This window comes from Phyllobacterium sp. T2-21, assembly GCF_055378485.1.
This window is the reverse complement of sequence record NZ_AP027912.1, coordinates 3,357,915-3,381,536: the sequence shown is the minus strand read 5'-3', so window position 1 is coordinate 3,381,536 and position 23,622 is coordinate 3,357,915. Positions and strand designations below refer to the sequence as shown.

27 protein-coding genes are annotated in these 23,622 nt (G+C 60.7%); 10 read left to right on the top strand and 17 right to left on the bottom strand.

The window, feature by feature from the left end; all coding sequences use genetic code 11:
• Nucleotides 1–18: 18 nt before the first annotated feature.
• From ACZ5FP_RS16795 to lgt, 4 genes are all read right to left on the bottom strand, one after another.
• Nucleotides 19–1,170, bottom strand: a complete 1,152-nt coding sequence (locus ACZ5FP_RS16795) for a M24 family metallopeptidase (protein ID WP_464663327.1) — start codon at nt 1,168–1,170, stop codon at nt 19–21.
• A complete protein-coding gene (gene pgeF, locus ACZ5FP_RS16790) occupies nt 1,170–1,967 on the bottom strand; it encodes a peptidoglycan editing factor PgeF (RefSeq protein ID WP_464661341.1) in 798 nt (265 codons plus the stop codon). The genes ACZ5FP_RS16795 and pgeF overlap by 1 nt, the downstream gene beginning before the upstream one ends.
• Before the next feature lie 66 nt (nt 1,968–2,033).
• Entirely contained in the window at nt 2,034–3,116 is a 1,083-nt protein-coding gene (locus ACZ5FP_RS16785) for a class I SAM-dependent methyltransferase (RefSeq protein WP_464661340.1), read from the bottom strand.
• Complete coding sequence (gene lgt, locus ACZ5FP_RS16780) at nt 3,113–3,964, bottom strand: prolipoprotein diacylglyceryl transferase (RefSeq protein WP_464661339.1); 852 nt, start codon at nt 3,962–3,964, stop codon at nt 3,113–3,115. Before lgt ends, ACZ5FP_RS16785 begins: the two co-directional genes overlap by 4 nt.
• A 162-nt stretch (nt 3,965–4,126) precedes the next feature.
• Between lgt and ACZ5FP_RS16775 the strand changes: the two genes are divergently transcribed.
• The 3 genes from ACZ5FP_RS16775 to ACZ5FP_RS16765 all read left to right on the top strand — a co-directional run bounded on the left by ACZ5FP_RS16775 (nt 4,127) and on the right by ACZ5FP_RS16765 (nt 5,808).
• Nucleotides 4,127–4,450 (top strand): accessory factor UbiK family protein, encoded by a 324-nt coding sequence (locus ACZ5FP_RS16775; RefSeq protein WP_346304959.1) that lies wholly within the window; start codon nt 4,127–4,129, stop codon nt 4,448–4,450.
• Between the two features lie 487 nt (nt 4,451–4,937).
• Nucleotides 4,938–5,438, top strand: coding sequence for a type III secretion system chaperone family protein (locus ACZ5FP_RS16770; RefSeq protein WP_091877999.1), 501 nt, complete (start codon nt 4,938–4,940; stop codon nt 5,436–5,438).
• Between the two features lie 34 nt (nt 5,439–5,472).
• Complete coding sequence (locus tag ACZ5FP_RS16765) at nt 5,473–5,808, top strand: tRNA-binding protein (protein WP_223612586.1); 336 nt, start codon at nt 5,473–5,475, stop codon at nt 5,806–5,808.
• A gap of 72 nt (nt 5,809–5,880) precedes the next feature.
• On the opposite strand, the gene ACZ5FP_RS16760 is transcribed toward ACZ5FP_RS16765, so the two are convergent.
• From ACZ5FP_RS16760 to ACZ5FP_RS16750, 3 genes are all read right to left on the bottom strand, one after another.
• Nucleotides 5,881–7,452 (bottom strand): GMC family oxidoreductase, encoded by a 1,572-nt coding sequence (locus ACZ5FP_RS16760; protein WP_464661338.1) that lies wholly within the window; start codon nt 7,450–7,452, stop codon nt 5,881–5,883.
• A gap of 48 nt (nt 7,453–7,500) precedes the next feature.
• On the bottom strand, nt 7,501–8,076 hold the full coding sequence (locus ACZ5FP_RS16755; protein WP_223612588.1) for a gluconate 2-dehydrogenase subunit 3 family protein: 576 nt from the start codon (nt 8,074–8,076) through the stop codon (nt 7,501–7,503).
• A gap of 87 nt (nt 8,077–8,163) precedes the next feature.
• Nucleotides 8,164–8,559: a VOC family protein gene (locus tag ACZ5FP_RS16750; protein ID WP_464661337.1), complete on the bottom strand. Its 396-nt coding sequence runs from the start codon at nt 8,557–8,559 to the stop codon at nt 8,164–8,166.
• A gap of 230 nt (nt 8,560–8,789) precedes the next feature.
• Between ACZ5FP_RS16750 and ACZ5FP_RS16745 the strand changes: the two genes are divergently transcribed.
• Nucleotides 8,790–9,101, top strand: coding sequence for a ribbon-helix-helix domain-containing protein (locus ACZ5FP_RS16745; protein ID WP_223612590.1), 312 nt, complete (start codon nt 8,790–8,792; stop codon nt 9,099–9,101).
• Between the two features lie 3 nt (nt 9,102–9,104).
• Here the strand turns inward: ACZ5FP_RS16745 and ACZ5FP_RS16740 are convergent, their stop codons facing one another.
• The 3 genes from ACZ5FP_RS16740 to ACZ5FP_RS16730 form a co-directional block, all read right to left on the bottom strand.
• Nucleotides 9,105–10,400: a sensor histidine kinase gene (locus ACZ5FP_RS16740; RefSeq protein ID WP_374042724.1), complete on the bottom strand. Its 1,296-nt coding sequence runs from the start codon at nt 10,398–10,400 to the stop codon at nt 9,105–9,107.
• Between the two features lie 175 nt (nt 10,401–10,575).
• Entirely contained in the window at nt 10,576–11,286 is a 711-nt protein-coding gene (locus ACZ5FP_RS16735; RefSeq protein ID WP_223612591.1) for a response regulator, read from the bottom strand.
• 62 nt (nt 11,287–11,348) lie between these two features.
• Complete coding sequence (locus ACZ5FP_RS16730; RefSeq protein ID WP_403183865.1) at nt 11,349–11,852, bottom strand: MarR family winged helix-turn-helix transcriptional regulator; 504 nt, start codon at nt 11,850–11,852, stop codon at nt 11,349–11,351.
• A 362-nt stretch (nt 11,853–12,214) separates the two neighbouring features.
• On the opposite strand from ACZ5FP_RS16730, the gene ACZ5FP_RS16725 reads away from it, so the two are divergent.
• The 3 genes from ACZ5FP_RS16725 (at nt 12,215) to ACZ5FP_RS16715 (ending at nt 14,347) form a co-directional block, all read left to right on the top strand.
• On the top strand, nt 12,215–13,105 hold the full coding sequence (locus ACZ5FP_RS16725; RefSeq protein ID WP_464661336.1) for a branched-chain amino acid aminotransferase: 891 nt from the start codon (nt 12,215–12,217) through the stop codon (nt 13,103–13,105).
• Nucleotides 13,106–13,283: 178 nt separating this feature from the next.
• Entirely contained in the window at nt 13,284–13,595 is a 312-nt protein-coding gene (locus tag ACZ5FP_RS16720) for a hypothetical protein (protein WP_346304952.1), read from the top strand.
• 107 nt (nt 13,596–13,702) lie between these two features.
• The gene (locus ACZ5FP_RS16715; protein ID WP_403183863.1) at nt 13,703–14,347 is read left to right on the top strand and encodes an MBL fold metallo-hydrolase; all 645 of its coding nucleotides are present in this window, start codon (nt 13,703–13,705) and stop codon (nt 14,345–14,347) included.
• A gap of 55 nt (nt 14,348–14,402) precedes the next feature.
• On the opposite strand, the gene ACZ5FP_RS16710 is transcribed toward ACZ5FP_RS16715, so the two are convergent.
• The 4 genes from ACZ5FP_RS16710 to ACZ5FP_RS16695 form a co-directional block, all read right to left on the bottom strand.
• A complete protein-coding gene (locus ACZ5FP_RS16710; RefSeq protein ID WP_464661335.1) occupies nt 14,403–14,819 on the bottom strand; it encodes a BA14K family protein in 417 nt (138 codons plus the stop codon).
• A 365-nt stretch (nt 14,820–15,184) separates the two neighbouring features.
• On the bottom strand, nt 15,185–15,400 hold the full coding sequence (locus tag ACZ5FP_RS16705; RefSeq protein ID WP_105732051.1) for a cold-shock protein: 216 nt from the start codon (nt 15,398–15,400) through the stop codon (nt 15,185–15,187).
• Between the two features lie 428 nt (nt 15,401–15,828).
• On the bottom strand, nt 15,829–16,656 hold the full coding sequence (locus ACZ5FP_RS16700) for a transglycosylase SLT domain-containing protein (RefSeq protein WP_464663324.1): 828 nt from the start codon (nt 16,654–16,656) through the stop codon (nt 15,829–15,831).
• A gap of 124 nt (nt 16,657–16,780) precedes the next feature.
• Nucleotides 16,781–17,680 carry a lipid kinase gene (locus ACZ5FP_RS16695; protein WP_464661334.1) on the bottom strand — a complete coding sequence of 300 codons (900 nt, stop codon included), beginning with the start codon at nt 17,678–17,680 and terminating at the stop codon, nt 16,781–16,783.
• A 149-nt stretch (nt 17,681–17,829) separates the two neighbouring features.
• Between ACZ5FP_RS16695 and ACZ5FP_RS16690 the strand changes: the two genes are divergently transcribed.
• Nucleotides 17,830–18,528, top strand: coding sequence for an HAD family hydrolase (locus ACZ5FP_RS16690; RefSeq protein WP_464661333.1), 699 nt, complete (start codon nt 17,830–17,832; stop codon nt 18,526–18,528).
• Here the strand turns inward: ACZ5FP_RS16690 and ACZ5FP_RS16685 are convergent, their stop codons facing one another.
• Nucleotides 18,529–20,046, bottom strand: a complete 1,518-nt coding sequence (locus tag ACZ5FP_RS16685) for a helicase HerA domain-containing protein (protein WP_464661332.1) — start codon at nt 20,044–20,046, stop codon at nt 18,529–18,531. It lies immediately after the preceding gene.
• Nucleotides 20,047–20,118: 72 nt separating this feature from the next.
• On the bottom strand, nt 20,119–21,183 hold the full coding sequence (locus tag ACZ5FP_RS16680; protein ID WP_464661331.1) for a Rossmann-fold NAD(P)-binding domain-containing protein: 1,065 nt from the start codon (nt 21,181–21,183) through the stop codon (nt 20,119–20,121).
• Between the two features lie 107 nt (nt 21,184–21,290).
• Between ACZ5FP_RS16680 and ACZ5FP_RS16675 the strand changes: the two genes are divergently transcribed.
• Complete coding sequence (locus tag ACZ5FP_RS16675) at nt 21,291–21,878, top strand: TetR/AcrR family transcriptional regulator (protein ID WP_464661330.1); 588 nt, start codon at nt 21,291–21,293, stop codon at nt 21,876–21,878.
• A gap of 175 nt (nt 21,879–22,053) precedes the next feature.
• Here the strand turns inward: ACZ5FP_RS16675 and ACZ5FP_RS16670 are convergent, their stop codons facing one another.
• Nucleotides 22,054–22,944 carry an alpha/beta fold hydrolase gene (locus ACZ5FP_RS16670; protein WP_464661329.1) on the bottom strand — a complete coding sequence of 297 codons (891 nt, stop codon included), beginning with the start codon at nt 22,942–22,944 and terminating at the stop codon, nt 22,054–22,056.
• Between the two features lie 121 nt (nt 22,945–23,065).
• Here ACZ5FP_RS16670 and ACZ5FP_RS16665 point away from each other — a divergent pair, with 121 nt between their 5' ends.
• The gene (locus tag ACZ5FP_RS16665) at nt 23,066–23,620 is read left to right on the top strand and encodes a CGNR zinc finger domain-containing protein (RefSeq protein WP_464661328.1); all 555 of its coding nucleotides are present in this window, start codon (nt 23,066–23,068) and stop codon (nt 23,618–23,620) included.
• The last annotated feature ends 2 nt before the right edge of the window (nt 23,621–23,622 follow it).

Sequence of the window (23,622 nt, the reverse complement as noted above, 5' to 3'; positions counted from 1 at the left end):
CGAAAGCTGACAAAAGTTTTATTTTACGATCAAGTCAAGAGGTTGGCGCGAAAGTGGCTCGGCAGCGCCATTGGTCGTGAGGTAGGTCCGTCCCAATGTCATGGCCGTACCGCTGTCGGAATCCATGATGATCATATGGGCAAAAAGCGTCATGTCGGGCTGTATCCGCTCCGGATTGCCGGCATAGAACATCGGCATATCCATCCATGAGGGTGTGAAGCGCGCGCCTTGCGAATAGCCACAGGCATTGAGCCGGTGCCGCGTCAGGTCATGGGCCTCCATCACCCGGGAATGCGCGTCAAAGACATCACCGAAAGTTGATGCCGGAGTCATCGCCTCTTCAACCGCCTCGAGCGCCTCGCGGGCCGCGTCATAGAGCTCCAGATGGCGTTTTGATGCCTTGCCGGTCAGCACGGTGCGCATCATTGCCGCGTGGTAATGGCGATAGACACCGGCCCATTCCAGCGTGAGCTGGTCGTTTTTCGTGAGCTTGCGCCGCCCGGCCTTGTACCGGCACAGCAGGGCATCTTCGCCCGAACCGATGATGAATTCGTTGGCCGGGTAATCGCCGCCGCCGGCAAAGATGGCGCCCTGCATGGCCGCGAGGATGTCGCCTTCGTCGGCACCGGCCTTGATAAGCTTCAACGCTGCATCCAGCGCCTCGTCGCCAAGTTCGGCCGCCTTGCGGCTATAGGCGATTTCAGCGGGGCTTTTCAGCACGCGCAGCCTGTCGACAAGACCGGATGCGTCGACGATCTGGCCAAAGGCGGCGAGTTGTTCATCGAGCTTGCGGCCATTGGCGGCGGTCAGGCCGTGGGTCTGGTATTCGACGCCGATGCGTTTGCCGAGCAGGTCGAGATCGTTGAGGAGTTCGCGCAAATCCGCTGCCGGATTGGCATTGTCGCGGTCGGCCCAGATCACGATGTTTTCGATGTTCGAGGTCTGGCGCGCCTGGCGCAAATCGGCCGAGCGGGTCATCAGCACCTGGCTGCCATCGGACTTGACGACGAGACACTGGAAGAAGCAGAAGCCGAACGTGTCATAGCCGGTCAGCCAGTACATGCTCTCCTGCGCGAAGAGCAGAATGGCATCCAGCTTCTGCTCGGCCATCACCATCATCAGGCGGTCGCGGCGTGCCGCAAATTCCTCGGGCTCGAAATGAAGGGCCATCATTGTTCCTCTAGAATGGTGATCGCCGAGATCTGGCGACCATAGTCCGGTTCCTTGCGATGGGTGGTGCGCCGGTAGGAGAAAAACTGGTCTTCCTCGGCATAGGTGCATTTCTCCAGTGCGGCGGCGTTCACCCCGGCATTGCGCAGCCGCATGGTGATGAAAGCCCAGAGATCGAACATCTTGTGGTTTTCTTTGGCGGAGACGCGGAAAAAACGGGTGTAGGACGGGTCGGTTCCGGTGAACTGATCATAGAATTCCGCGCCGACTTCGTAATTGTCGGGGCCGATCGTTGGTCCCAGCACCGCCTGGATGTTGTCGCGTTTCGCGCCGAGCGCAATCATCGCGTCGATGGTGTTCTCCAATACGCCGCCAAGGGCGCCGCGCCAGCCCGCATGGGCCGCGCCGATGACTTTCGCATCGCGGTCGGCAAATAGGATCGGGCCGCAATCGGCCGACAGCGCGCCGATGACAAGGCCGGGTGTCGCCGTCACCATGGCGTCGGCCTTGGGCCGCTCGCCGGTGAGCGGCGCCGTAACCGTGATGACATCCGGCGAATGCACCTGATGCACGGTGACGAGATGGGAGAGGTCGGCTCCCAGCGCGCTGGCCACGCGCCTGCGGTTTTCCCGGACATGGTCCTGATTGTCGTTGGAGCCGCTGCCGACGTTCAATCCGGCGTAGATACCTGTGGAAACGCCGCCGATACGGGTGAAGAACCCGTGAGCGATTCGATCTTTCTCGGGAGACCCCAGCAGGGAAGCGTGCAGCGCTACTGGTTTTTCAGACGTGATCATGCCGGATTGCTCTTTCTCAAGGCTGCGGATGGTGGTGGAGCATCGACGCGAAGTCAATTGCTTCCGTCATATGGATTCGAATGGAAACAAATGTGTGGCGGAGTCCGCGACGCAAAGCACCTTGAACAGCGTGCCCATCTGATCAGGGCCTGCCAGCCGCTCGACATCGGCGCGGATCTGCTCCTGGAACGCTGCCGGCTTGCCGCGGCCGAGGGCGCCGGCGCGGTCGAGCAAGCCCATGGCGATGAGAAAATCTCCCTGCGTCATGGCATTTGCCGTGCAGCCTTCAGAACGCGCGGCCTTTGCCAGCATGGCAAAATCCACATGGCTGGTCAGGTCGGCTTCACCCGGCGTGTCCAGCACGTCAACAGGCTTATGGCTGCGCAGCGCCTGCAGCGTATCGCCGAAACCCTGGTGCAGATGGCCATAATCGAAGAGCAGCGCCGCGCCGCGCGCGCGGCGCAGGCGTTCGGCGATATCCTGCATCAGCGCACTGCGTGCCGGGGCAATTTCGACAATGCTGCCATCGGGCGCCGTGCTGTGTCCGGCGGGCAAGAGCGCCGTATCGATCGATCCGCTTCCCGCCGCAAATGCCAGGTTGCCGCCGTCGTCGACGGTGACGATGCGGTCGACGAAACGCCCGCCCGATTTGACGTACTGGCGGACCGGAATGGCATCGAACAGCTCGTTGGCCAAGAGAACCAGCGGACCGGATGGCAAATCGCCGAACTGCGCATGCCACCGGATTTCAAGACCGGAGGTGGCGAGTGTCTCTTTCTGGATCTGCGCGAGGCGCGGGCTGATCTCGACCATGCGGATCTGTGCCGCCGCGATGAAATCCGGGGCAAGCTTTAACGCCGTCCGCAGCACGTCCTGCATCAGCGTGCCGCGTCCGGGGCCCATCTCGCACAGGATGAATGCGGCGGGCGATCCCATCGCCTGCCAGGCGCTGACACACCAGACGCCGGCAAGCTCGCCGAACATCTGGCTGACTTCCGGGGCGGTGATGAAATCACCCTCGCGGCCGAATGGTTCGCGCGTCGTGTAATAGCCAGCATCCGGATCGAACAGGCACATCGCCATGTAGTCGGCAACGCTGACCGGGCCTGTCAGCCCGATCTGCCGGATGATGCGTTGTTTCAGTGTCATCGTCCGGTGGAAACTTCCGGGTTGCGTGCGGTCAGCAGTGCCCACAGGCCGACGAGCACCATGGGAACGGACAGGATCATGCCCATCGTCAGCCAGCCGTTATAGAGGTAACCGAGCTGGGCATCCGGCTCGCGGAAGAACTCGACAAAGATGCGCGACAGGCCATAGCCGGTGATGAAGGCGCCGCCGATAAAGCGCGGGCTCTTCAGCTTGCGGCCGTAAAAGATCAGCAGCGCCAGGGTGGCGAACAGGACGATGCCTTCCAGCGCTGCCTCGTACAGCTGGCTCGGATGGCGGACGAACGGGCCTCCCGTCGGGAAGATCATGCCCCAGGGCACGTCGGTGATGCGGCCCCAGAGTTCGCCATTGATGAAATTGGCGACACGGACCAGCCCGAGGCCGACGGGAACGCCCGCGGCGATGGTGTCGATCATGCTGAATACCTTGATCTTGCGCGAGCGGGCAAACAGAATCATCGCCAGCGTGGTGCCGATCAATCCGCCATGGAAGGACATGCCGCCTTCCCACACCTTGAAGATGTCGAAGGGGTGGCTGATGTAGCGGGCCAGATCGTAGAACAGGATGTAGCCGATGCGTCCGCCCAGAACCACGCCGAGCGCGGCCCACAGGACGAAGTCATCGAGATCGTTGGGCTTCATCGGCGGCGTGTTGTTGGCCCACAGGCGCGGCTTGCTGATAAGTCTCTTGCCATACCACCAGGCGAAGAGAATGCCGACGACGTAGCCGAGGCCATACCAGTGAACGGAGAACGGCCCGATGGAAAAGATCACCGGATCGATATTGGGAAATGCGATCGCGGCCATCGTCGGGACAAGTATTTCGCTCACAATAGGCACTCCGTCATCACCAGGTTCATCGGCGCGGACCATGCGCGAGGGCAGGAACAGCGTCAAGCCGCCTGTCCGGTAACATTTGCGCAATTATGACCTTCGCTTGCAATCGCCTGCCGCGGCGATTATTTGATGGGGAAAGCAACAGAGGTATCTGCCATGACCAATGGATCAAACCGCGTTCTTGATGAACTGGCCAAGCTCGTGACCGACGCTGCCGGTGCAGCGCAGGGCGTCCGCCGCGAAGTCGAAACCGCTTTCCGTGGGCAGGCTGAACGGCTGCTCAACACCATGGATGTGGTGCAGCGCGAGGACTTCGAAGCGGTGCGCGAAATGGCCATCCGTGCCCGTGCCGAAAACACGGCGCTGCTCGCCCGTATCGAAGCGCTGGAAGCGCTCGTCGGCCACAAGGAAAAGCCTGCCGCCGATGCGGCCAAACCGGCAAAGGCAGCAGCGTCCGGCACGCGCGCCAAGAAGGACTGACCGTCAAAAGAATCGCATTTTTGCAGGCCCATTGCCCGTGTCCGGGCAGTGGGCCTTTTGCATTATTGACCGCTCCGGAATCACGGACACTCTCTGCGGGGCGCCCGGGCGCCGTTTCGCGGTGATTTATCCGGCATATTCGGTCTGTCCCCAAAATAAATCTTAAGAAATTATCAACAGGTGGAAATCGCCGAAAATCGTTTTCTTAGAGTCAGTTAAAGGCTGGTCGTGAATCATTTTCATAACATCTGTCCACACCCATTCGCGCCATTTGGCCAAAAGGGGACTGGCGCTCGGACTCAGCATCAATACACTGAAATTACAGCATGATTCGTTTCAATGGTCATGCAGCGGGTAACAAGTTCATATCCGTGGTCCGGCTGGTGCGTACTGCCTGCCGGTGAGTTTTCAAGCGTTAGGTGTCCTTTGGGTGGGTGCGCTGTGCTCCCGCAGCGTCAGATGAGATTCGATTGAGCAGGTAATGGCGATGAGCCTTCTGGAAATAGAGATTGCGCGTGATTTGCATCCGGTCGATGTGATTGAACATGTGGCCCATGCCAATGAATGGGCTTTCGAGCGCACCGGGGACGACGAGATTGCCATTACGGTCGAGGGCAACTGGACCGATTACCAGATTTCCTTCTCGTGGATGGAAGATTTCGAGGCGCTGCATCTGGCCTGCGCCTTTGATATCGCGGTCAGCGAACCGCGCGTCAATGAAGTGATGCGCTTGCTGTCGCTGATCAACGAACAGCTGCTGATGGGGCATTTCGATCTGTGGCGCCAGGAAGGTGCGGTGATGTACCGCCAGTCGCTGCTTCTGTCCGGCGGTGCGGAACCGACGAGCAAACAGGTGGAAGTGCTCCTGTCCAGTGCGCTGGATGCCTGCGAGACCTATTTCCAGGCATTCCAGTTTGTTGTCTGGTCGGGCTCGACAGCACGGGAATCGCTCGATAGCATTCTGTTCGAGACGGTCGGTTCTGCCTGACCTGCAGCATGGCGGTTTGTTTGAGTTGAATGTGATGACCATCAGTTTTGATGATTTTGAGAAAGTGGATATCCGCGTCGGCACGATCGTCGAGGCGGAAACCTTCCCGGAAGCGCGCAAGCCGGCCTTCAAGCTCAAGATCGATTTCGGCCCGGAAATCGGGGTGAAGAAGTCCTCCGCGCAGATCACCAAGCACCATACGCTGGATGAGCTGAAAGGCCGCCAGGTGATGGCGGTGGTCAACTTCCCGCCGCGCCAGATCGGCCCGTTCATGTCGGAAGTGCTGACACTGGGTTTTCCGGACGAGGAGGGCGGCGTTGTTCTGGCCGCCATCAGCAAGCCGGTGCCGAACGGCGGCAAGCTGTTTTAAATACGAGCTCTTGATGAGATTCATGGGCGCAAAAGTCGGCTTTTGCGCCCAGAGCTTTTTCAGTTCTTAAATCTAGATCGTCTTCGCCGCCATCTCCTTGGCGATGTAGTCCGCCTGCCGGATGGCAAGCGTGACAATCGTCAATGTCGGGTTTTCCGCCCCGCCCGAGGTGAACTGGCTGCCGTCGGAGACGAAGAGATTCTTGATGTCGTGGCTCTGGCCGAACTTGTTGACCACGCCATCCTTCGGCTTCTCGCTCATGCGGTTGGTGCCGAGATTATGGGTTGACGGGTAGGGCGGTGTCGGCAGGGTGCGGGTTGCGCCGACGGCCTTGTAGAGGGCCTGGCCCTGTTTGTAGGCATGGTTGCGCATCGCGGTGTCGTTGGGGTGGTCGCTGAAGTTCACATTGGCGATGGGCAGGCCGTACTGGTCCTTCTCCTCCTTGTGCAGGGTGATGCGGTTGTTCTCCTGCGGCATGTCCTCGCCGACGATCCACAGGCCGGCCATGTTGGCATATTCATCGAGCGCCGAGGTGAAGGAACGGCCCCAGCCGCCCGGATCGAGAAACGCCGCCATGAAGGGCAGGCCGAGCGACAGCGTCTCCATTTCATAGCCGCCGACAAAGCCGCGCGCCGGATCATGCCGTGCCTCGTCGCGGATGATACCGGCCATGGTGGTGCCGCGATACATGTGCACGGGCTTTTCGAAGATGCCATAGACCGAGCCGGTGGTGTGGCGCATGTAGTTGCGCCCGACCTGGCCGGAGGAGTTCGCCAGTCCATCCGGGAACATCGTCGAGGCGGAATTCAGCAGCAGGCGCGGGCTTTCGATCGAATTGCCGGCAACGGCAACGATGCGGGCCTTCTGCACATGCTGCTTGCCATCCTTGTCGACATAGAGCACGCCGGTCACCTTGCCGCTCTTGTCGTGCTCAATCTTCTGCACCATCGCATTGGGGCGCACTTCCAGCCTGCCGGTGGCTTCCCCCTTGGGGATTTCCGTATAGAGCGTCGACCATTTGGCGCCCCATTTGCATCCCTGGAAACAGAACCCTGTCTGCTGGCATGCCATGCGGTCATCCCGCTCGGCGGAGTTGATCGCCATGTTGCCGGTGTGGCATTCCTTGTAGCCGAGCTTGTCGGCTCCGGCCTTCAGCACCTTGAAGTTGTTGTTGCCCGGCAGGCCGGCAATGCCGTTGGTGCGGGTCACGCCCATCTTGTCCTCGGCCTTGGCGTAGTAGGGCTCGAGTTCCTTCAGGGTGAGAGGCCAGTCGAGCAAATTGGCGCCCTCAAGCTTGCCGTAATGGCTCAGGGTGCGGAACTCGTGCTCCTGCAAACGCAGCGAGGCACCGGCCCAATGGGTGGTGGTGCCGCCAACCGATTTGACGATCCACGCGGGAAGGTTGGGAAAATCCTTGGCGACCCGCCAGTCGCCGGATGTGCTGCGTTTGTCGACCCAGGCAAGCTGGCCGAAACTGTCCCATTCGTCATTGATGAAGTCTTCATATTCATGCCGGGCGCCGGCTTCGAGTATGACGACGTCGATGCCCTTCTGCGCGAGTTCGTTGCCAAGCGTACCGCCGCCGGCGCCGGAACCGATGATGACGACAACGTGGTCGTCCTTGAGATCATAAGGTGCAGCCATGGTTTCCTCCCGATAGGCTGAAGAACAATGTGCGATGGCCGAGACGGCTCAAAGCCACTCGATGTCGCTGAAGCCGCGGGCGATATAGCCGCCCTTCGAGTAGGATTCGCCTTCATAGCCAAAGAGCGGCCACAGCTCCTTCTGGTTGTAGAGCCCGGTGACAAGACCACCTCGAATTGTCTGGAAGAACGGCGTGTCCTCGATCTGGCGCAGCAGTTTCAACCGGTGCTCTTCCCAGTCGAGACCGAGATAGCCGCCTTTGCCGGCCCGCCTGTCGAGGTCGGCGATGCCGGTTTCTATCAGCTCCTTCTGCTTGGGATCGGACCCTGCCTTGGCGTCGTAGGGTTTGACGGCAATGGCGTAGAAGCGGTCCGGAATGTTGTCATGCGGGTAGATATCGCGCGCCAGCTGGATCAGCGTCGCCATGGTCTCGGGCTTGAGATTGGATGTCTCGAGGCCCCAGGCCTGCTGCGGATGGATGATGGAATTGCCGCTGATGACCAACAGAGCGCCGAGGCTGGCCATGCCGCCCCGTTTGAGCAGTTCACGCCGCGACAGGCCCGCCTGCGTGGCGGAGCCGGATTTGCCCGGCTCCGCGGCCTTGCGGTTGAATATCGTTACCATGGATTTCCTCCCTTGCTTGCTATCGGCGCTCTCCCCCGAGCGCGCCCTTGCTGGCTGATGGCGTCCTCCAACGCCGTTCAGCCGGTTTCAGACAAACCGGCCCTGTCGTTGCAGGACTTCAATCTTGTAGCCGTCCGGGTCTTCGACGAAAAAGAACCGGGCCAGCAGCGCGCCCTCACGCTTGAATTCGACAATGTCACGGATTTTGAAATCGAGACCTTTCAGCCTGACATGCTGGGCATCGAGATCAGCGACGCTGACCGCGAGATGGCCGTAGCCGTCACCGAGATTGTAGGGTTCGGTGCGGCCCTTGTTGATTGTCAGTTCGAGCTCGAATGCCGTTTCGCTGTTCCGCAGATAGACGAGCGTGAAACTGTCGAAATCCAGCCGGTCGGCGACTTCGAGGCCGAATGCCTGTTGATAGAATGATACGGACCTGTCCTCATCGAGCACGCGGATCATGGAATGGATGGCTTTTGCCAAAAAGACCTCCTTTGACGTTGCGCCCCGCGGCAAAACTTCGGTTGCAGTTGCAGGGCATGTCGGCGATTATGGACCCGGGAAAACAGAATGGGTGGCAATCGGCTACCACACCGCCGGAAGAGCGGAATAATTTTCGCCGGCAACCGATCCGGTGCGCAAAATTTCACCTGCCGGGATGAAGCGCATCAAGGGGATGGCCGAGGGCGAAGCAGAAAAGGGAGGTTCGTTGGATGTGTAAGGTATTTGCAGAACAGGATCCGGAAGGCTACCGGCAGATCAACCGTTCTGTGCGCATTGCCGGGCATTCCACCAGCATCCAGCTGGAAGTCACGTTCTGGAAGCTGCTGGACGAGATCGCCGTCAGCCAGAACATGACGACGCCGCGCTTCATCTCGACGCTTTACGATGAGGCCCTGCAGGCCAATGGTGAGATTCCGAATTTCGCCTCGATGCTGCGCACCACCTGTGCGCTGTATTTGCGCGGTGTCCAGGCAACCGCCGAAACCTCCTGCGTGACGCCGATCGGCAACCGGGCCGCCTGACGATCAGGCGGGAATACGCACGACGGCGCGCAGGCCGCCCATGGGGCTTTCGTCCAGGGTGATATCGCCGCCATGGCTGCGGGCAATGTCAAGCGCGATCGCAAGCCCGAGCCCGGTGCCGCTGGCATCCTGATTGCGCGCCTCATCCAGCCGGAAGAATGGCTTGAACACCTCGTCGCGCATCTCCTTGGGGATGCCGGAGCCGTCATCGTCGATGGTGATGCTCAGCCAGCCGTCGCGGTGATCGGCGGTGACGACGACATTCTTGGCATAGCGGAACGAGTTCGATACCAGGTTGGAGATCAGCCGCGAGAAGGCATTGGGCCGGACCTGAATCTCCGGTTCGCCGCGAATGCTGGACTTGAAGCCGCGCTCCAGCAGGGTGCCTTCCTCTTTCAGTTTGGTGAAGAGGCGTTCCAGGTTGAAGGTGCCGGTTTCTTCCTCCGCCTCGCTACGGGCAAAGGCGAGATAGCCTTCGAGCATGGACTGCATGTCCTCGATATCCTGCTCCATCGCTTCCGTATCGACCTTGTGGCCGACCAGCGCAAGCTGCAGCTTGAAGCGGGTGAGGATTGTCCGCAGGTCGTGGCTGACGCCGCTCAGCATGGTGGTGCGCTGCTCGATCTGGCGTTCGATGCGCTCGCGCATGACGATGAAGGCCGCGCCTGCCCGCCGGACTTCCTCCGCGCCGCGCGGCTTGAAATCGGGCGGTGTCGCCCGGCCCTTGCCGAAACTGTCAGCGGCCGCGGCCAGCTGCTGGATCGGCTTGATCTGGTTGCGCAGGAACAGGATGGCGATGGCCAGCAGCACCAGCGCCGAGCCGGACATCCAGACCAGGAGAATCAGCGTGTTCGAGGCATAGGCCTGGCTGCGGCGGGCAAAGACCCGCAGGACCTTGCCTTCCAGCTGGATGCGGATTTCGACGAGATCGGAATCGCCTATTGTGTCGATCCAGAACGGCCGGTTGATCTGCTTGGTGATCTCGGCGCTCAGTGGTTCGTCAAGAATGGAAAAGAACGGCTTCGGACCAGGTGCAGGCAAGGGGTCGGGCGGCAGGATGGAGATGTTGAGCGACAACCTCTCGCGCGCAATGCGGATGAGGTTTTCATAGCCGGGGTCCTGCGGATAGGTGTCCATCAGATCGATGATGCCGGAGATGTCGCGCACCACGGCCGTCGACAGGCGCTGGGTGACCGTCTGCCAGTAGCGCTCCATGAACACGAAGGCGATGACCGACTGCAGCAGCACCATGGGTGCGATGATGATGATCAGCGAGCGGGCATAGAGCCGTTTCGGCATCCACTGCGCCAGCCAGCGGGAAAACTTCCGCCAGGGGCCGAGCAGCGTGCTGCGGCGGCGGCGCCAATGCCGCTGCCTGACTGCCCATGCGCGTTTTGCACTGTCCGTTTGTGCCATATGATCGGTGCCCACTCGCGCATTGGTTATTGCGTCCTGATCCCGCGGATCGGGACGTTTATTCCACGCTCAATTTATAGCCGACGCCGCGCACCGTCTGCAACCAAACCGGATTGGCCGGGTCATTTTCTATCTTGCGGCGCAGCCGGTTGATCTGTACGTCGATCGTCCGTTCGCCGACATCGCCTTCCTGGCCGGTCAGCTCATGCCGGGGCACGGTTTCACCGGCGCGGGCCGCGAATATCGCCATGATATCCTGCTCGCGGTCAGTCAGCCGGATCAGTTCGCCCGAACGCTTCAACTCGCGCTTGGCGATGACGAAGGTATAGGGCCCGAAAACGATCTGCTCGATCTTCGCCTGCGATGCCGGGGCGCCGCGGCGCAGGATATTGTTGATGCGCAGGATCAGTTCGCGCGGATCGAAGGGTTTGGGCAGATAATCATCCGCACCGGCTTCGAGACCGCTGATGCGGCTGTCGGTTTCCGACAGGGCCGTGAGCATCAGGATGGGAACGCTCTTTTCCTGGCGCAGGGACTGGGTGAGGGCCACGCCGCTTTCACCCGGCATCATCACATCGAGGATCAGCAGATCGTAGTCAATGCCGGCAAGCTTGCGCCTGGCCTCGTCCGCATTGGCAGCCACCGTAATGCGAAAGCCGCTGCCGGTCAGATATTGCGACAGCAAGTTTCGAATCCGGGTGTCGTCGTCGACAATGAGCAGGTGCGGCGCATCGTCTGAAAGCGGAAGTTCTTCACTCACCAAAATCATTCCTTCTCTCTCCGGGCATTGGCGCCCGCCCTTGGTCCCCGGACGTCCCTATCCGGCATAAACTAACCTGCCTGTGGCAGACTGTCGATCTGTTGCCTTTGGCCCGGATTGACCATCGCTTTGAGGAAATGTTCGATCACGGCCCGGTCAGCCAGACCGATTTGCTCCAATGCACTGCCAATGCGGCGTGATTGCGGTGCGGCGAGCTCAAGCGCGAGTTCTCTGCCCTTCATGGTGGGATAGAGTTCGCGCTGCCGCCGGTCGCGCGGGCCGGGTATCTGCACGACATGGCCCGTGTCGATCAACTGCTTGAGAACACGGGCGAGACTCTGCTTGGTGATTTGCAGCACATCCAGCAGTTCCGCAACGGTCATGCCCGGCTTACGGTTGATGAAGTAGAGAACCCGGTGATGGGCGCGGCCGAAGGTCAGCTTTTCCAGAATCAGATCCGGGTCGGCGGTGAAGTCACGGTAGGCAAAGAAAAACAGCTCGATGAGGTCGAGTTCGCGCGCATCCGCCTTGGTCAGGGCTGTCTCAATATGCCGATCCGGTGTATAAGGTTTCATGCAGGGCTCCCGCTCTCATTCATGTGTCGCCGAATAATATGTCAGTCTTGTTGACTTAATTTTAGACTGCTGATAATTTTTGGCAAGCTGTTGGCCGCATTTTGAATGAAACGAAAAGCCAATAAGTGTTTCCGGGACATTTTTCCTCATCGAAACGCCTATTGCTGCCACGCATGGTCCCGAAAATCGGCACGATTTTCATCGGGGATCAGGCGTGAATTCGAAATGGACAGCGTCCTTTGCGCGTTCAAGAAGAACGCGCGGCGCTGTCGGGAGCCAAGGTTCACCAATTGTGAAACGGGAACAATTGGCGTCGTCTCAAACCCGTCAAACGATCAGGAATCAAACGCCTGGAGGAAAACATGGCATCCGTACCATTTGATCAGCTTGAAGGTTACATCTGGATGAATGGCGAATTCGTTCGCTGGGCAGATGCTAAGGTTCACGTGCTGACTCATGGCCTGCACTATGCAAGCTCGGTCTTTGAAGGTGAGCGCGCCTATGGCGGCGAAATCTTCAAGCTCAACGAACACACGGAGCGTCTGCACGAATCGGCGCGTATTCTTGGCTTCACCATTCCCTATTCGGTCGAAGAACTGAACGATGCCTGCCGCAAGCTTCTTGCCAAGCAGGGCTTTCAGGATGCCTATGTGCGCCCGATCGCCTGGCGCGGCAGCGAGTCGATGGGCGTTTCGGCCCAGAACAACAGGATCAACGTGGCCATCGCCATCTGGCAGTGGCCAAGCTATTTCGACCCGGCGCAGAAGCTCAAGGGGATCCGCCTGGATATGGCGGAATATCGCCGCCCGGATCCGAAGACGGCCCCGTCCAAGTCCAAGGCCGCCGGCCTGTACATGATCTGCACGATCTCCAAGCATGCTGCCGAAGCCAAGGGCTATGCGGACGCGCTGATGCTCGACTGGCGCGGCCAGGTGGCCGAAGCCACCGGCGCCAACGTGTTCTTCGTCAAGGACGGCGTCATTCACACGCCGAAGCCGGATTGCTTCCTCGACGGCATCACCCGACGCACGGTCATCGAGCTGGCCAAGCGCCGCGGCTATGAGGTTGTCGAACGGGCGATCATGCCGGAAGAACTGGAAGGTTTCGAACAGTGCTTCCTGACCGGGACGGCCGCGGAAGTGACGCCGGTTTCGGAGGTCGGGCCATACCGCTTCACCGTTGGCGAGATCGCGATCAACCTGATGAACGATTACGCCGCCGAAGTAACACCGAAGAAAGCAGCAGCGGAATAACTCGCGGTATCAGAGCGCAAATAAGGCGCGCTCAGCCCGATACTGCAAGCTTGCTAACGAAAACAACCGGTTGATACCTCTTTATTGAGGCATCAACCGGTTTGACATTGCCCAAAACTTAGTCAACATGCCAGTGTCAGGCATGAGTCTGGCGCGAAACGTTGACGGGGTGTCAATTATGGGTGCACTTCTTCCTCTCATCATCCAACTGATCTCAGGGGCTGTCGGCGGCAATATTGTCGGCGGTATTCTCAAGAACCTGACTCTTGGCCCGACTGGCAACACGATTGCCGGCGGCGTTGGTGGACTAGTGGGTGGCTACTTGACGCAATACCTTGGCGCCGGTGGTGCCCAGCTCGTGGCAAACGCAGCATCATCGTCGGGATTGGATCTCGGCTCAATCATCGGCAATGTTGCCGGTGGCGGTGTTGGCGGTCTTATCCTCACTGCAATCGTTGGTGCGATCAAGAACGCGCTGGCCAAATCCTGATCATCACAGGATGCAAGCGATTTTCAAGGGCGGTCCCATTGGCCGCCCTTTTTATTTGGGCTAAAGCCTGATGTACGAGATTTCCGAAAGCATAGGGTTGGAACAAAATGGGACAATTGCAGGCCGGTATCATCCCCGTGACGGCCTTTCAGCAGAACTGCACGATCCTCTTCGACAGCGATGACAAGCATGGCGTCCTGATCGATCCGGGCGGTGACAATGATCAGGTGCTCCATGCCATCCGCTCCAACGGCATCACCATCGACGCCATCTGGATCACCCATGGCCATATTGATCATGCGGCAGGGGCCATGGATATGAAGGAGGCGCTCGGCGTCGATATCATCGGTCCGCACGAGGCGGATAAATTCCTTCTGGATTCAATGGAGGAGAAGGCGGTCCAGTACGGCATCCAGGGCAGCGGCGTGCGCAACTGCACGCCGGACCGCTGGCTTGCGGATGGCGATACGGTGTCCTTCGGGTCGCATGTGTTCGAGGTGCTGCATTGTCCAGGCCATGCGCCGGGCCATGTGGTTTACTACAACCGGGCCGCCAAGTTCGCCCATGTCGGCGATGTCCTGTTCAACGGCTCGGTCGGCCGCACGGATTTGCCGGGTGGCGACCACGAGACCCTGATCAACTCGATCAAGAACAAGCTGTTTCCGCTTGGCGACGATATCGGCTTCATCTGCGGGCATGGCCCCGGCGGCCGTTTCGGCGAAGAGCGCCGCACCAATCCGTTCCTGACCTGACAAAAAGGCCGCCGGAGCGATCCGGCGGCCTTTTTTCAATCCGGCTGATCAGCGATCAGTTGGCGTTGCAGAAATATGCACGTCCGTCATAGCCGCGGAACGTACCGGTTTCTGGATTGAAGGAGCGGTAGCGGTCGGCGCAATAGCGATACCAGGCGCGTGACCACGGCTGGGCGCTGCCATAATAGACCGGGCGTACTTCGCGATAGACGCGAACCGGCGCGGCGCGATAGATGGGACGATCATCGTAGTCGCGATAGATCACGTCGGGTTCGCGCGGCTGGGCGAGCGCGCCGCCGATGAGCGCACCTGCGGCAAGGCCAATGGCGCCGGCTGCGAGTGCATCGCCGCCGCCGCGATGATGATGACGGCGCCAGCCCCAATCATCAGCCGATGCCGACGAAGCAAGCGGAACGGCGATCGTTGCAAAAGCTGCCGTCGCAAGAATGGCAATCTTCATACCTTTAAACATCTGTGCCTCCTTTGAAGCATCCTTGGCGGAACTTTTGGAACCGCCTGATCGTGTTGGGCTGGACTTTCAGTGGGGGCGCCAGCCGTGATGTGTGTTTTAAACGTTCCAGAATGAATGCAAGCTGAACGGAAAGCGGGCACTTTCGTTCCCTGCATCCCATGCGGGAAAGGCACATCGACATCATAATATCAGCAAATCCATGGCAAGGAACGTGCGAAGGGTGCCGAAACTGGATAATTGGGGGGATTTCCACGCAAAGCATCCACTTTGCGGACGCGCAGCCATCGCCGCGACCGGGGAGGTGGACTTTCAGGGAAAACCCCCGGGCGTGTCCGGGGGTCCCGAAGCGGCTTGCGCCGCCTGATTTATTCCGTAACCGTGATGTTGACGGCCTTGGGGCCCTTGCCACGACGGTCAGGCTCGGTATCGAAGGAAACCTTCTGATTGTCTGCGAGACCTGTGAGGCCGGATGCCTGAACGGCGGAGATATGGACAAAAATGTCCGCTGCGCCGTCATCCGGTTTGATAAAGCCAAAGCCTTTTTCACTGTTGAAGAATTTGACCGTACCGGTCTGTGCCATGCTCCGTTCCTTTTCCTTACTTACCGCGTTCCCCTCCGGGCTTGCGGGATTGGTAGTGCCGCCTTTTGTAAGATACATCCGGCGTAAATCATGCAGGCAGTTCTCGAATTCAGGAAAGGAGCCGATCATTGCCGGGATTTCCCCCGACCCGGTATTCTTGCGGTTCCGGCGCGCCGTTCTTCCAGTCTTCCAGTGTTCGCAGATGCCCGAACGCTTTGAGACTGCTAGAATAAGTGTTTTTTGGCAAGCAAAAGTTTTTCCATCGTTTAGGCGACTATATCGAACAGCTGTGCAGCCGACATACTTCGCCGCGCAAAATCGTTGCCTGCAACCCATGTATTAACCGCGCCGGCCACCGCAATTCGAGGTTGTACGTGGTAGTGATGCCGCATAAAACTGTCCAAATGGTCAAATTTTGGCTTCTAACCCTAGCGGTTGCGCAGAACAATACATGCGCCGCCCGCGCCATGCAGCTTGGCGCAGATGGTATTGGCCTCGCCGCGCGTATCGGCGCCGATGCGCACGGCATAGATGCCGCGCCGGCCCATCGGCGTGCGATAGCGGCTGATGACCGGCTCGTGCTGGTTCAGGATGGCCGGAAAGGCGCGGCGCAGCCGTTCCATCTGGTTCACAGCGGCCGAGCGGCGGAAGTTTCCGGCAATCTGGATGCCCCAGGGTTTCGGCTTGATCTGCGCCATGGAGATCGTCGCCGAGCGGACAACCGGCAATTGGCGGCAGGCGGCATCGAAGCCCAGTTTGACATTGAGCGGCGCGGCGCCGATCTCCGCGCCCGCCGCAAAGTCATCAGCCGGACGCCCCGTGATATCAAGCACATAGTCCTCGGTTTCGAGCGGCAGAAAGCCGCCGCTCGACAGCCATTTCGCCACGCGTGTCGGTCCGGCATTGTAGGCGGCCGCTGCCAGTCCCCAATTGCCGAAGGTGGCGCGCAGGTCCTTGAGCAGCGCCGCCGATGCCGGAAGCGCCTGGGCGAAATCGAAGGGATTGGCCAGCTGCCGCTCCCGGGCGGTGCCCGGCATGAACTGAGCGATGCCTTGCGCGCCGACCGGGCTTTCCGCCTGGTCGTCGAAGCGGCTTTCCTTCCAGATCAGGCGGGCAAAGAAGTCGCGCGGCACGCCGTGGCCGTCGGCCTGGGTGGCGATGGCGGCGCATATCTGGCTGACGGTCGGGGCGGGCGGCTGCGGCGGTGCCGGTACGGACGGGTTATCGGCCGCAAGCACGATCGATGCAGTCAGCATGGCGAGAGATGCACCCAGAGCGATCTTACAAAGCGCGTTCACCCAGCCCCCATTCGTCACGCATTCCACTGATGAGCATAAAGCACAGAGCAATTCCGGATGAAAGACTGGGATGGCTGCGCGTCTACATTTGGTGTGTTTGCGGCGCAAAGACCCGGATTGCCTTCTCCCGGATGCGGAAATGCGCCGGGGTCCAGGTGGTGAGGTCGCCGTCGGTGTTCACGGGGCGCGGTTTACTTGTCTTGATGGTGACTTGCGTGGTCTGGAAGGCCCGCACATCGTCCCAGCGGCCGTGGGTTCCCTTGCGCAGGCTGGGTAGGAGGCCGAGCAGCCGCCACCAGTGATCCACCTCCAGGCTGTAGAAATCCAGCCGTCCGTCGTCGGCGGTCGCGGTTTCCTCCACGGTCATGCCGCCGCCATAGTGGCGGCCATTGCCGACGGAAACCTGCATCGTCCGGATTGTTTCGACCGAGCCGTCATGCTCGACAGAGGCGGTGAACAGCCGGGAGCGGGCGAGGAGGCGGGCGGCAACAATGGCATAGCCGAGCTTGCCCCAGCGCTTCTTGGCCTTTTCCGTCAATTCCGCGGCCAGTTCGGCGCTGAAGCCGATGCTGGCGACATTGAAGAACAGGTTGCCGTTGACTTCGCCGAGATCAATGGGGCGCGGTTCGCTGGAAAGGATCAGTTCCGCCGCCTTGAGCGGGACGGGCGGCAGGCCGATCGTCCGGGCGAAATCATTGGCCGTGCCCAATGGCAGCACACCCAGTGGCAGGCCGGTCTCGACAAGACCGGCAGCGGCGGCGTTCAGAGTGCCGTCACCGCCGCCGATGATCACCAGATCGCAGGCATCCTGCATGCGCCTGATCACGCCGGAGATGGATTCGTCCTTGTCCGGTGCCGCATCGACAAGCGTCAGTCCACCGGTTTCCAATGCCTTGCGGATGGGATCGATCGGCTTCCGGCCGCTGCGCGCATTGGGGTTGACGATGAACAGGGCGCGTCGTCGCGGTTTGGTTTGGGTCAACAGGCTGGTGCTCCGGTTTGCAGTCCGCCGCAGGTGGGGTTTGATTTGTGGCGAAACAAGGCAATACCATGCCGCAGGCCGGTGGATTTTGCCGGTGGCTGGCGCTACACAGTTGGCACCACCATTGAGACATGTATGAGAGTTCGAGAATGTCCTCCCTCACTACCATCGGTTTTGACGCAGACGATACGCTCTGGGAAAACGAACAGTTCTTCCGGCTGTCGGAAAAGCATTTCGAGACGCTGCTTGCTCCCCACACGGATGTGCCTGACCTGTCGGACCGGCTTCTTGAGGTGGAGCGGCGCAATCTCGATCTCTATGGCTTCGGCATCAAGGGTTTCACCCTGTCGCTGGTCGAGACGGCGCTGGAGGTGACGGATGGCAAGATACCGTCATCGGTTCTCGGCGAAATCCTGGCGGTGGGGCGGGACATGCTGCGTCATCCCATCGAAACTCTGCCGCATGTGCAGGACACGCTGGAACAGCTGGCCGGGCGCTACCGGCTGGTCCTGATCACCAAGGGTGACCTCTTCGATCAGGAGCGCAAGCTGGCGCAATCGGGCCTTGGCGATTTTTTCGATGCGGTTGAGATCGTCAGCAGCAAGGACCGGGCCACCTATGAGCGGATTTTCAGCCGCCATGGCGATGGCCCGCAGCACAGCATGATGATCGGCAATTCGCTGAAATCGGATGTGGTTCCGGCCATTCAGGCCGGCGGCTGGGGCATCTATGTCCCGCATGCGCTCACCTGGGTGCTCGAACATGTGGATGCGCCGGTGGCGGAGCCGCGCTTCCGCCAGATCGACCATCTCGGCGATCTGGCTTCTTTGCTTGCCGATATCGGATAACTATTCGGCGGCGTGCTGCTCCTGCGCGCCGTCATCGGGACCGTTGGGATCGCCCGCCATTGTCTCGCAGCCGAGATCGGGGAAGGCGACGACGCGGTTTCCGGCAAAATCGGTGCGGACCACCACCAGTCCCTGTTCCTCGAAATAGGTCAGGAGCCGCCGGGCGCGCCGGGCGGAATGGGTGCCGTAGGCGCGGGCGAGCGTCGCGTCAGACGGGCAGGGATTGCCGGTGACTGCCGCCTGCGCAACAATGAAGAACACACCCTGCACATCGTCGGGCAGGCTCTTGGACAGTTCCAGCGCCTGCTGCCACGGCTCGCTTTGCGCTGTCTCGCCGTCAATACCGGCGCGGGCGACAGCCAGCTTGCGACGGAAGGCGGGCAGCGACAGCGCGTCGCCGGGGGCGCGGCGGATGCGGCAGCGCACCAGAAAATCCTGATAGAGCACCGCGTCGGTGCGGAAACCGGCATCCGGATCGCCCAGCATTTCCTGCATGACCGCATCGATGAGCGCGCTGCGTTCGGCTTCGTCGATTTCCGGGAACAGCGTCAGGGCGGGTGCTTCCGCTTCGGCCATTGCCTTGGCTTGGGTCAACTGTGCCAGGATGTCGGCCGTTGGGGTGGGTGGCGGCGGCGTGGGCGCGCGCCGCACGACCGGGCGCCGCTCCTCAGGCGCCGGCGTGAAGATCAGTTCATGCGCATCGTCGGCCTGCTGCGGCAGCGGGGTCAGCTTCGGGCTGGATGAGCGGGCGGAGGTTTCAACCGGGCCGATGGTGACGGGCAGCGGGCGGCGCGACAGCGCGGGGCCAAGGGCAACGAAGTGTCCGCGCGCCAGATCGCGGAACTGTTCGGCCTGCCGCCGCTCCATGCCGAGCAGGTCGGACGCGCGGGCCATGTCGATATCGAGGAAGGTGCGGCCCATCAGGAAGTTGGAGGCTTCGGCGGCAACGTTCTTGGCCAGCTTGGCCAGCCGCTGCGTGGCGATGACCCCGGCAAGTCCGCGTTTGCGGCCGCGGCACATCAGGTTGGTCATGGCCCCGAGCGACAGTTTGCGCGCTTCGTCGGAGACTTCGCCGGCAACCGCCGGGGCAAACAGCTGCGCCTCGTCGACCACGACAAGCATGGGATACCAGTAGTCGCGCTCGGCATCGAACAGGCCACCGAGAAACGCCGCGGCGCAGCGCATCTGCTGTTCGACATCAAGGCCTTCGAGATCGAGCACCACGGACACCCGGTGCTGGCGGATACGCGCGGCAATGCGGGTCAGTTCATTCTCGGTGCGGGCGCCGTCGACGACCACGTGGCCGTATTTGTCGGCAAGGGTGACGAAGTCGCCTTCCGGATCGATGACGCATTGCTGCACCCATTGGGCGCTCTGTTCGAGCAGGCGGCGCAGCAGATGGGATTTGCCCGAACCGGAATTGCCCTGCACCAACAGGCGCGTGGCCAGAAGCTCTTCCAGGTCGAGCATGGCTTTTGCGCCTGCGGGCGCCGCTCCCATGTCGATGTCGACCTTCATTGCTTCTCCAGACCGGTGGTGATTCCGCGCACGGTCAAACGCGCGCGGACCTCCTTAGCATTCCTTTTCCGCTCATGCGCGAGCGATATGCCGCTTCTCCCCGGAAACCCACAGATGGTTTTCCGCATCGGTGCGGCGGAACACCGCGCCGAACTCCCGCATCCGCGCCACCACATAATCCGGCTCCATCAGCCCGTCGGGGAAATACAGCCCCGGTGCCACCTTTTCCCCGCCGGAAAGACCGAGCAGGCGTTCCACCGCCAGGGCGACATGCAGGGCGGTGAGGGGCGCTTGGCCCTGCGGATGGACGATATCCAGGCGGGCTGTTGTCTGCTCGCCGGTGTTCAATTCGCCACTGATTTCAATGACGATCTCGGTGGAAAAGGGCTCGCCCCGGCGGCGGCTGGCCGATTCGCCATACGCCATATCGAAGCGGATGGAGTGCGCACCGGTGGCAACGCCGAGGCTGAGGACATCGAGGGGCGCGTAGGCACTTGCTTCGATCTCCTTCCCGTCAATATCCGTGAAACGGCGCGTGGCTTCCGCGCCCGTCACCCAGCGCCATTTGCCGTTCTTGAGCGCCAGCGGATTGAGGGCGGACTGGGTCAGCCGTTCGAAATCGGCAAAGGCGGCCGGCCCGCCCATGTCCTGCTCGTCCAGCACCACCGCAATGGTAATTTCGTCTATCCGGCGGAAGTCTCCGGCTGCCTGAAGCACGGGGAAGGTGGCCGACCCTGCCAGCCATGTACTGGCCATGAGAATCGCCGAACTGTTGGGTTTATGGATGTAATGCGCCATCTCGGGACCGACTTCGAACACCCCGCTGGAAACGCTGAGATAGGGCAGTCCGTGCGCCTGCGCGAATTTCAGGCTGTTGAGCGTCTCGTCTTTCACGAACAGCACGACGGCGCTGAAGGCCCTGCCGGCGGGCTGGCCGAGATCGGCCCGGTCAAGATCGACTGAAACGGCTTCGGCATTGCCGAGAGACTTGGCAACTGATTCCGCCTTGGCCAGATCGCGTCCGCCAATGGCAATCGGCAGATCCGGATGGAGCTTGCGCAGGGTTCGTGCCGCTTGCGAACCGACGATGCCGGATCCGCCGATGATGAGGACAGGGGCTGCAATGGTCGTGGACATGGGAATTCCCTTCATGTTACTATAAGTAAGTTACGTTTAGTAATATGTGGGCGCGCGATTGCAAGTCAAGGGGCGGGATTGCTATTCTGATGAAAAAGGGAATCCGCATGAGCAAGACCGCAGCCGCCAAGAAAATGCCGAGAGCCCAGCGGCGGGAGCAGCTCATGGAAACGGCGCTGGGGATCATCCGCACACAGGGAACCGATGCGCTGACCCTCGGCTATCTGGCGGAGCGCGCGGGGGTGAGCAAGCCGATTGCCTATGAGCATTTCGGCACACGCTCCGGCCTGCTGATCGCGCTGTACCAGCAATTGGACCAGCAGCAGGTCGATGATTTACTGGCGGCGCTGGAACAGGCACCGAAGCAGCTGGCGAGCGTCGCCCGGCTGATGAGCGAGGCCTACATGGCCTGCTACCGCTCCATAGGCCCGGAATGGCACGCCATCTCCGCCGCGCTCAAGGGCGATGAGGAGATGGAAACATTTCAGAAGGCGCTGATCGACGGCTATGTCGATCTCTACCGTGCCGCGCTGGCACCCTATTCGGCGCTTTCTGCGGGTGATCTGCGCCTGCGCTGTGTGGGCATCATCGGCGCTGCCGAGGCCATTTCACGGGAAATGACCTGCGGCTGCGTCGACGAGGCCACCGCATCCGCCGCCCTGGGATCGCTGATCCTGCAATGGGTGGCCAACTGATACCGGATTTGCATCGCGGTGTTGCGTGGTTCGCCCTTCGACAAGCTCAGGAAGCTCACCATGAGGGAGGTGGTTTGGTGCAAGGCAAATCACAATCGCTGCAGACTTATAACTCCCTGCAATCCTCAACATCCCTCATGGTGAGCTTGTCGAACCACGCACTACAGTTTTTGCTTTAGATACTTACCGTCCGCCCAAGAAACTCCCGCATCAGCACGGCGACTTCTTCGGCATGGTCTTCCAGAAGAAAATGCCCGCCGTCGAAAATATGCAGCTCAGCATTGGGCAGTTGTCCGGCATAGGCTCTGGCCCCGGCAAGCGCGAAGAACGGGTCATGCTTGCCCCAGGTGATCAGCATGGGCGGCTGGTGCTCGCGGAAATAGGCGTGAAAATGCGGGTACTGCTTGAGGTTTGACTGATAGTCATGGAGCAGGTCGAGCTGGGCCTCGGCAATGCCGGGACGGTCAAGGCCGTTCTGCGCGTGGGTCCAGGCATCGGGGCTGATGCGGGCCGGATCTTTCGCCCCGAACAGGTATTGGCCCCTTGTGTCCTCGATCGAGAGGTGACGGCGCATGGCGGCCTCCGTCTCCGCATTGCGGTCGGCCCACAGGCGGCGCGCGGCGGCAAAGCCGTCTGACAGGCCCTCTTCATGCGCTACGGCGTTCTGCACGACAATCGCCGTCACCCGTTCGGGGTGGCGGGAGGCGAGGCGGAAACCGACGGGGCCGCCGAAATCCTGCGCGTAAAGGGCGTAGCGCTTGAGGCCGAGCTTGCGGGTGAATGCGTCGATGATGTCGGCGAGATGGTCGAACGTATAGCGGAACGTCGTGTGGGACGGGGCGTCGCTATAGCCCGAGCCGGGATAATCCGGCGCGACAACGTGGTAGCGGTCGGCCAGCAACGGAATGAGATCGCGGAACATGTGCGACGAGGTGGGAAAGCCGTGCAGCAGGAGCAGCGTCGGCGCGTCCTTCGGCCCTGCTTCGCGGTAGAAAATCTTGAGACCGTCGATCTCCTCGGTCCGGTAGCTGATCACCGGACGTGCGTGTTCGTTCGATTGTGACATCGTTCCTGCTCCTGTTGGATGGGTGGTTTCACCGTCTAAATTGCATTTTGATGGTTACTCAAATAGAGTAACTTGTCAAATTGAATTTTGATGGTTACTTCTAAGAGCGAAAGGAGATGCGATGCCGTTCATTTTTCTGGGCAATGCCCTCTGGCTGGATTTCGTCAACACGCAGATCGTCGATGGCGCGCTCATCGATCTCATCGGCAATGACGGTGCGTTTCTGCAGTGGGCGAAGACGGCCGATCTTCAGGCTGACGAGGATGATGTGGCCACATTCGATGCGGCCCTGACCGAGGCGCAGGCGTTCCGTGCGCACTTGCGCGCGGCGGCCGACAGTCTCGCGGCCGGGACGGCGCTCAATCCTGCCTTTGTCGCCGATATCAACCGGCGCATGGCTGAGCATCCCGTCGCGACGGTTCTGGAGCATTCAGGCAGCGGGTGGGCGATCAGCGCAAAGCCTGTCACCAGCGGGCCGCAAAGCGTATTGGCTGCAATCGCCACTGACTTTGCCCGGTTTGTTTCCACCGAAGCGACGAATGTCCGTCACTGCAGCAATGAACGCTGCTGCATCGTGTTCTACGACACCAGCAAGAATCACACGCGCCGCTGGTGCAGCATGGAAACGTGCGGCAACCGGGCCAAAGCTGCCGGTCGCCGCGCGCGTGTTCACTGACG

Bases quoted from the DNA above. Each gene is read 5' to 3' on its own strand.
- ACZ5FP_RS16795 (WP_464663327.1), bottom strand. From the start codon at position 1,170: ATGGCCCTTCATTTCGAGCCCGAGGAATTTGCGGCACGCCGCGACCGC.
- pgeF (WP_464661341.1), bottom strand. From the start codon at position 1,967: ATGATCACGTCTGAAAAACCAGTAGCGCTGCACGCTTCCCTGCTGGGG.
- ACZ5FP_RS16785 (WP_464661340.1), bottom strand. From the start codon at position 3,116: ATGACACTGAAACAACGCATCATCCGGCAGATCGGGCTGACAGGCCCG.
- ACZ5FP_RS16775 (WP_346304959.1), top strand. From the start codon at position 4,127: ATGACCAATGGATCAAACCGCGTTCTTGATGAACTGGCCAAGCTCGTG.
- ACZ5FP_RS16770 (WP_091877999.1), top strand. From the start codon at position 4,938: ATGAGCCTTCTGGAAATAGAGATTGCGCGTGATTTGCATCCGGTCGAT.
- ACZ5FP_RS16765 (WP_223612586.1), top strand. From the start codon at position 5,473: ATGACCATCAGTTTTGATGATTTTGAGAAAGTGGATATCCGCGTCGGC.
- ACZ5FP_RS16760 (WP_464661338.1), bottom strand. From the start codon at position 7,452: ATGGCTGCACCTTATGATCTCAAGGACGACCACGTTGTCGTCATCATC.
- ACZ5FP_RS16755 (WP_223612588.1), bottom strand. From the start codon at position 8,076: ATGGTAACGATATTCAACCGCAAGGCCGCGGAGCCGGGCAAATCCGGC.
- ACZ5FP_RS16745 (WP_223612590.1), top strand. From the start codon at position 8,790: ATGTGTAAGGTATTTGCAGAACAGGATCCGGAAGGCTACCGGCAGATC.
- ACZ5FP_RS16740 (WP_374042724.1), bottom strand. From the start codon at position 10,400: ATGCCGAAACGGCTCTATGCCCGCTCGCTGATCATCATCATCGCACCC.
- ACZ5FP_RS16735 (WP_223612591.1), bottom strand. From the start codon at position 11,286: ATGATTTTGGTGAGTGAAGAACTTCCGCTTTCAGACGATGCGCCGCAC.
- ACZ5FP_RS16730 (WP_403183865.1), bottom strand. From the start codon at position 11,852: ATGAAACCTTATACACCGGATCGGCATATTGAGACAGCCCTGACCAAG.
- ACZ5FP_RS16725 (WP_464661336.1), top strand. From the start codon at position 12,215: ATGGCATCCGTACCATTTGATCAGCTTGAAGGTTACATCTGGATGAAT.
- ACZ5FP_RS16720 (WP_346304952.1), top strand. From the start codon at position 13,284: ATGGGTGCACTTCTTCCTCTCATCATCCAACTGATCTCAGGGGCTGTC.
- ACZ5FP_RS16715 (WP_403183863.1), top strand. From the start codon at position 13,703: ATGGGACAATTGCAGGCCGGTATCATCCCCGTGACGGCCTTTCAGCAG.
- ACZ5FP_RS16710 (WP_464661335.1), bottom strand. From the start codon at position 14,819: ATGTTTAAAGGTATGAAGATTGCCATTCTTGCGACGGCAGCTTTTGCA.
- ACZ5FP_RS16705 (WP_105732051.1), bottom strand. From the start codon at position 15,400: ATGGCACAGACCGGTACGGTCAAATTCTTCAACAGTGAAAAAGGCTTT.
- ACZ5FP_RS16700 (WP_464663324.1), bottom strand. From the start codon at position 16,656: ATGCTGACTGCATCGATCGTGCTTGCGGCCGATAACCCGTCCGTACCG.
- ACZ5FP_RS16690 (WP_464661333.1), top strand. From the start codon at position 17,830: ATGTCCTCCCTCACTACCATCGGTTTTGACGCAGACGATACGCTCTGG.
- ACZ5FP_RS16685 (WP_464661332.1), bottom strand. From the start codon at position 20,046: ATGAAGGTCGACATCGACATGGGAGCGGCGCCCGCAGGCGCAAAAGCC.
- ACZ5FP_RS16680 (WP_464661331.1), bottom strand. From the start codon at position 21,183: ATGTCCACGACCATTGCAGCCCCTGTCCTCATCATCGGCGGATCCGGC.
- ACZ5FP_RS16675 (WP_464661330.1), top strand. From the start codon at position 21,291: ATGAGCAAGACCGCAGCCGCCAAGAAAATGCCGAGAGCCCAGCGGCGG.
- ACZ5FP_RS16670 (WP_464661329.1), bottom strand. From the start codon at position 22,944: ATGTCACAATCGAACGAACACGCACGTCCGGTGATCAGCTACCGGACC.
- ACZ5FP_RS16665 (WP_464661328.1), top strand. From the start codon at position 23,066: ATGCCGTTCATTTTTCTGGGCAATGCCCTCTGGCTGGATTTCGTCAAC.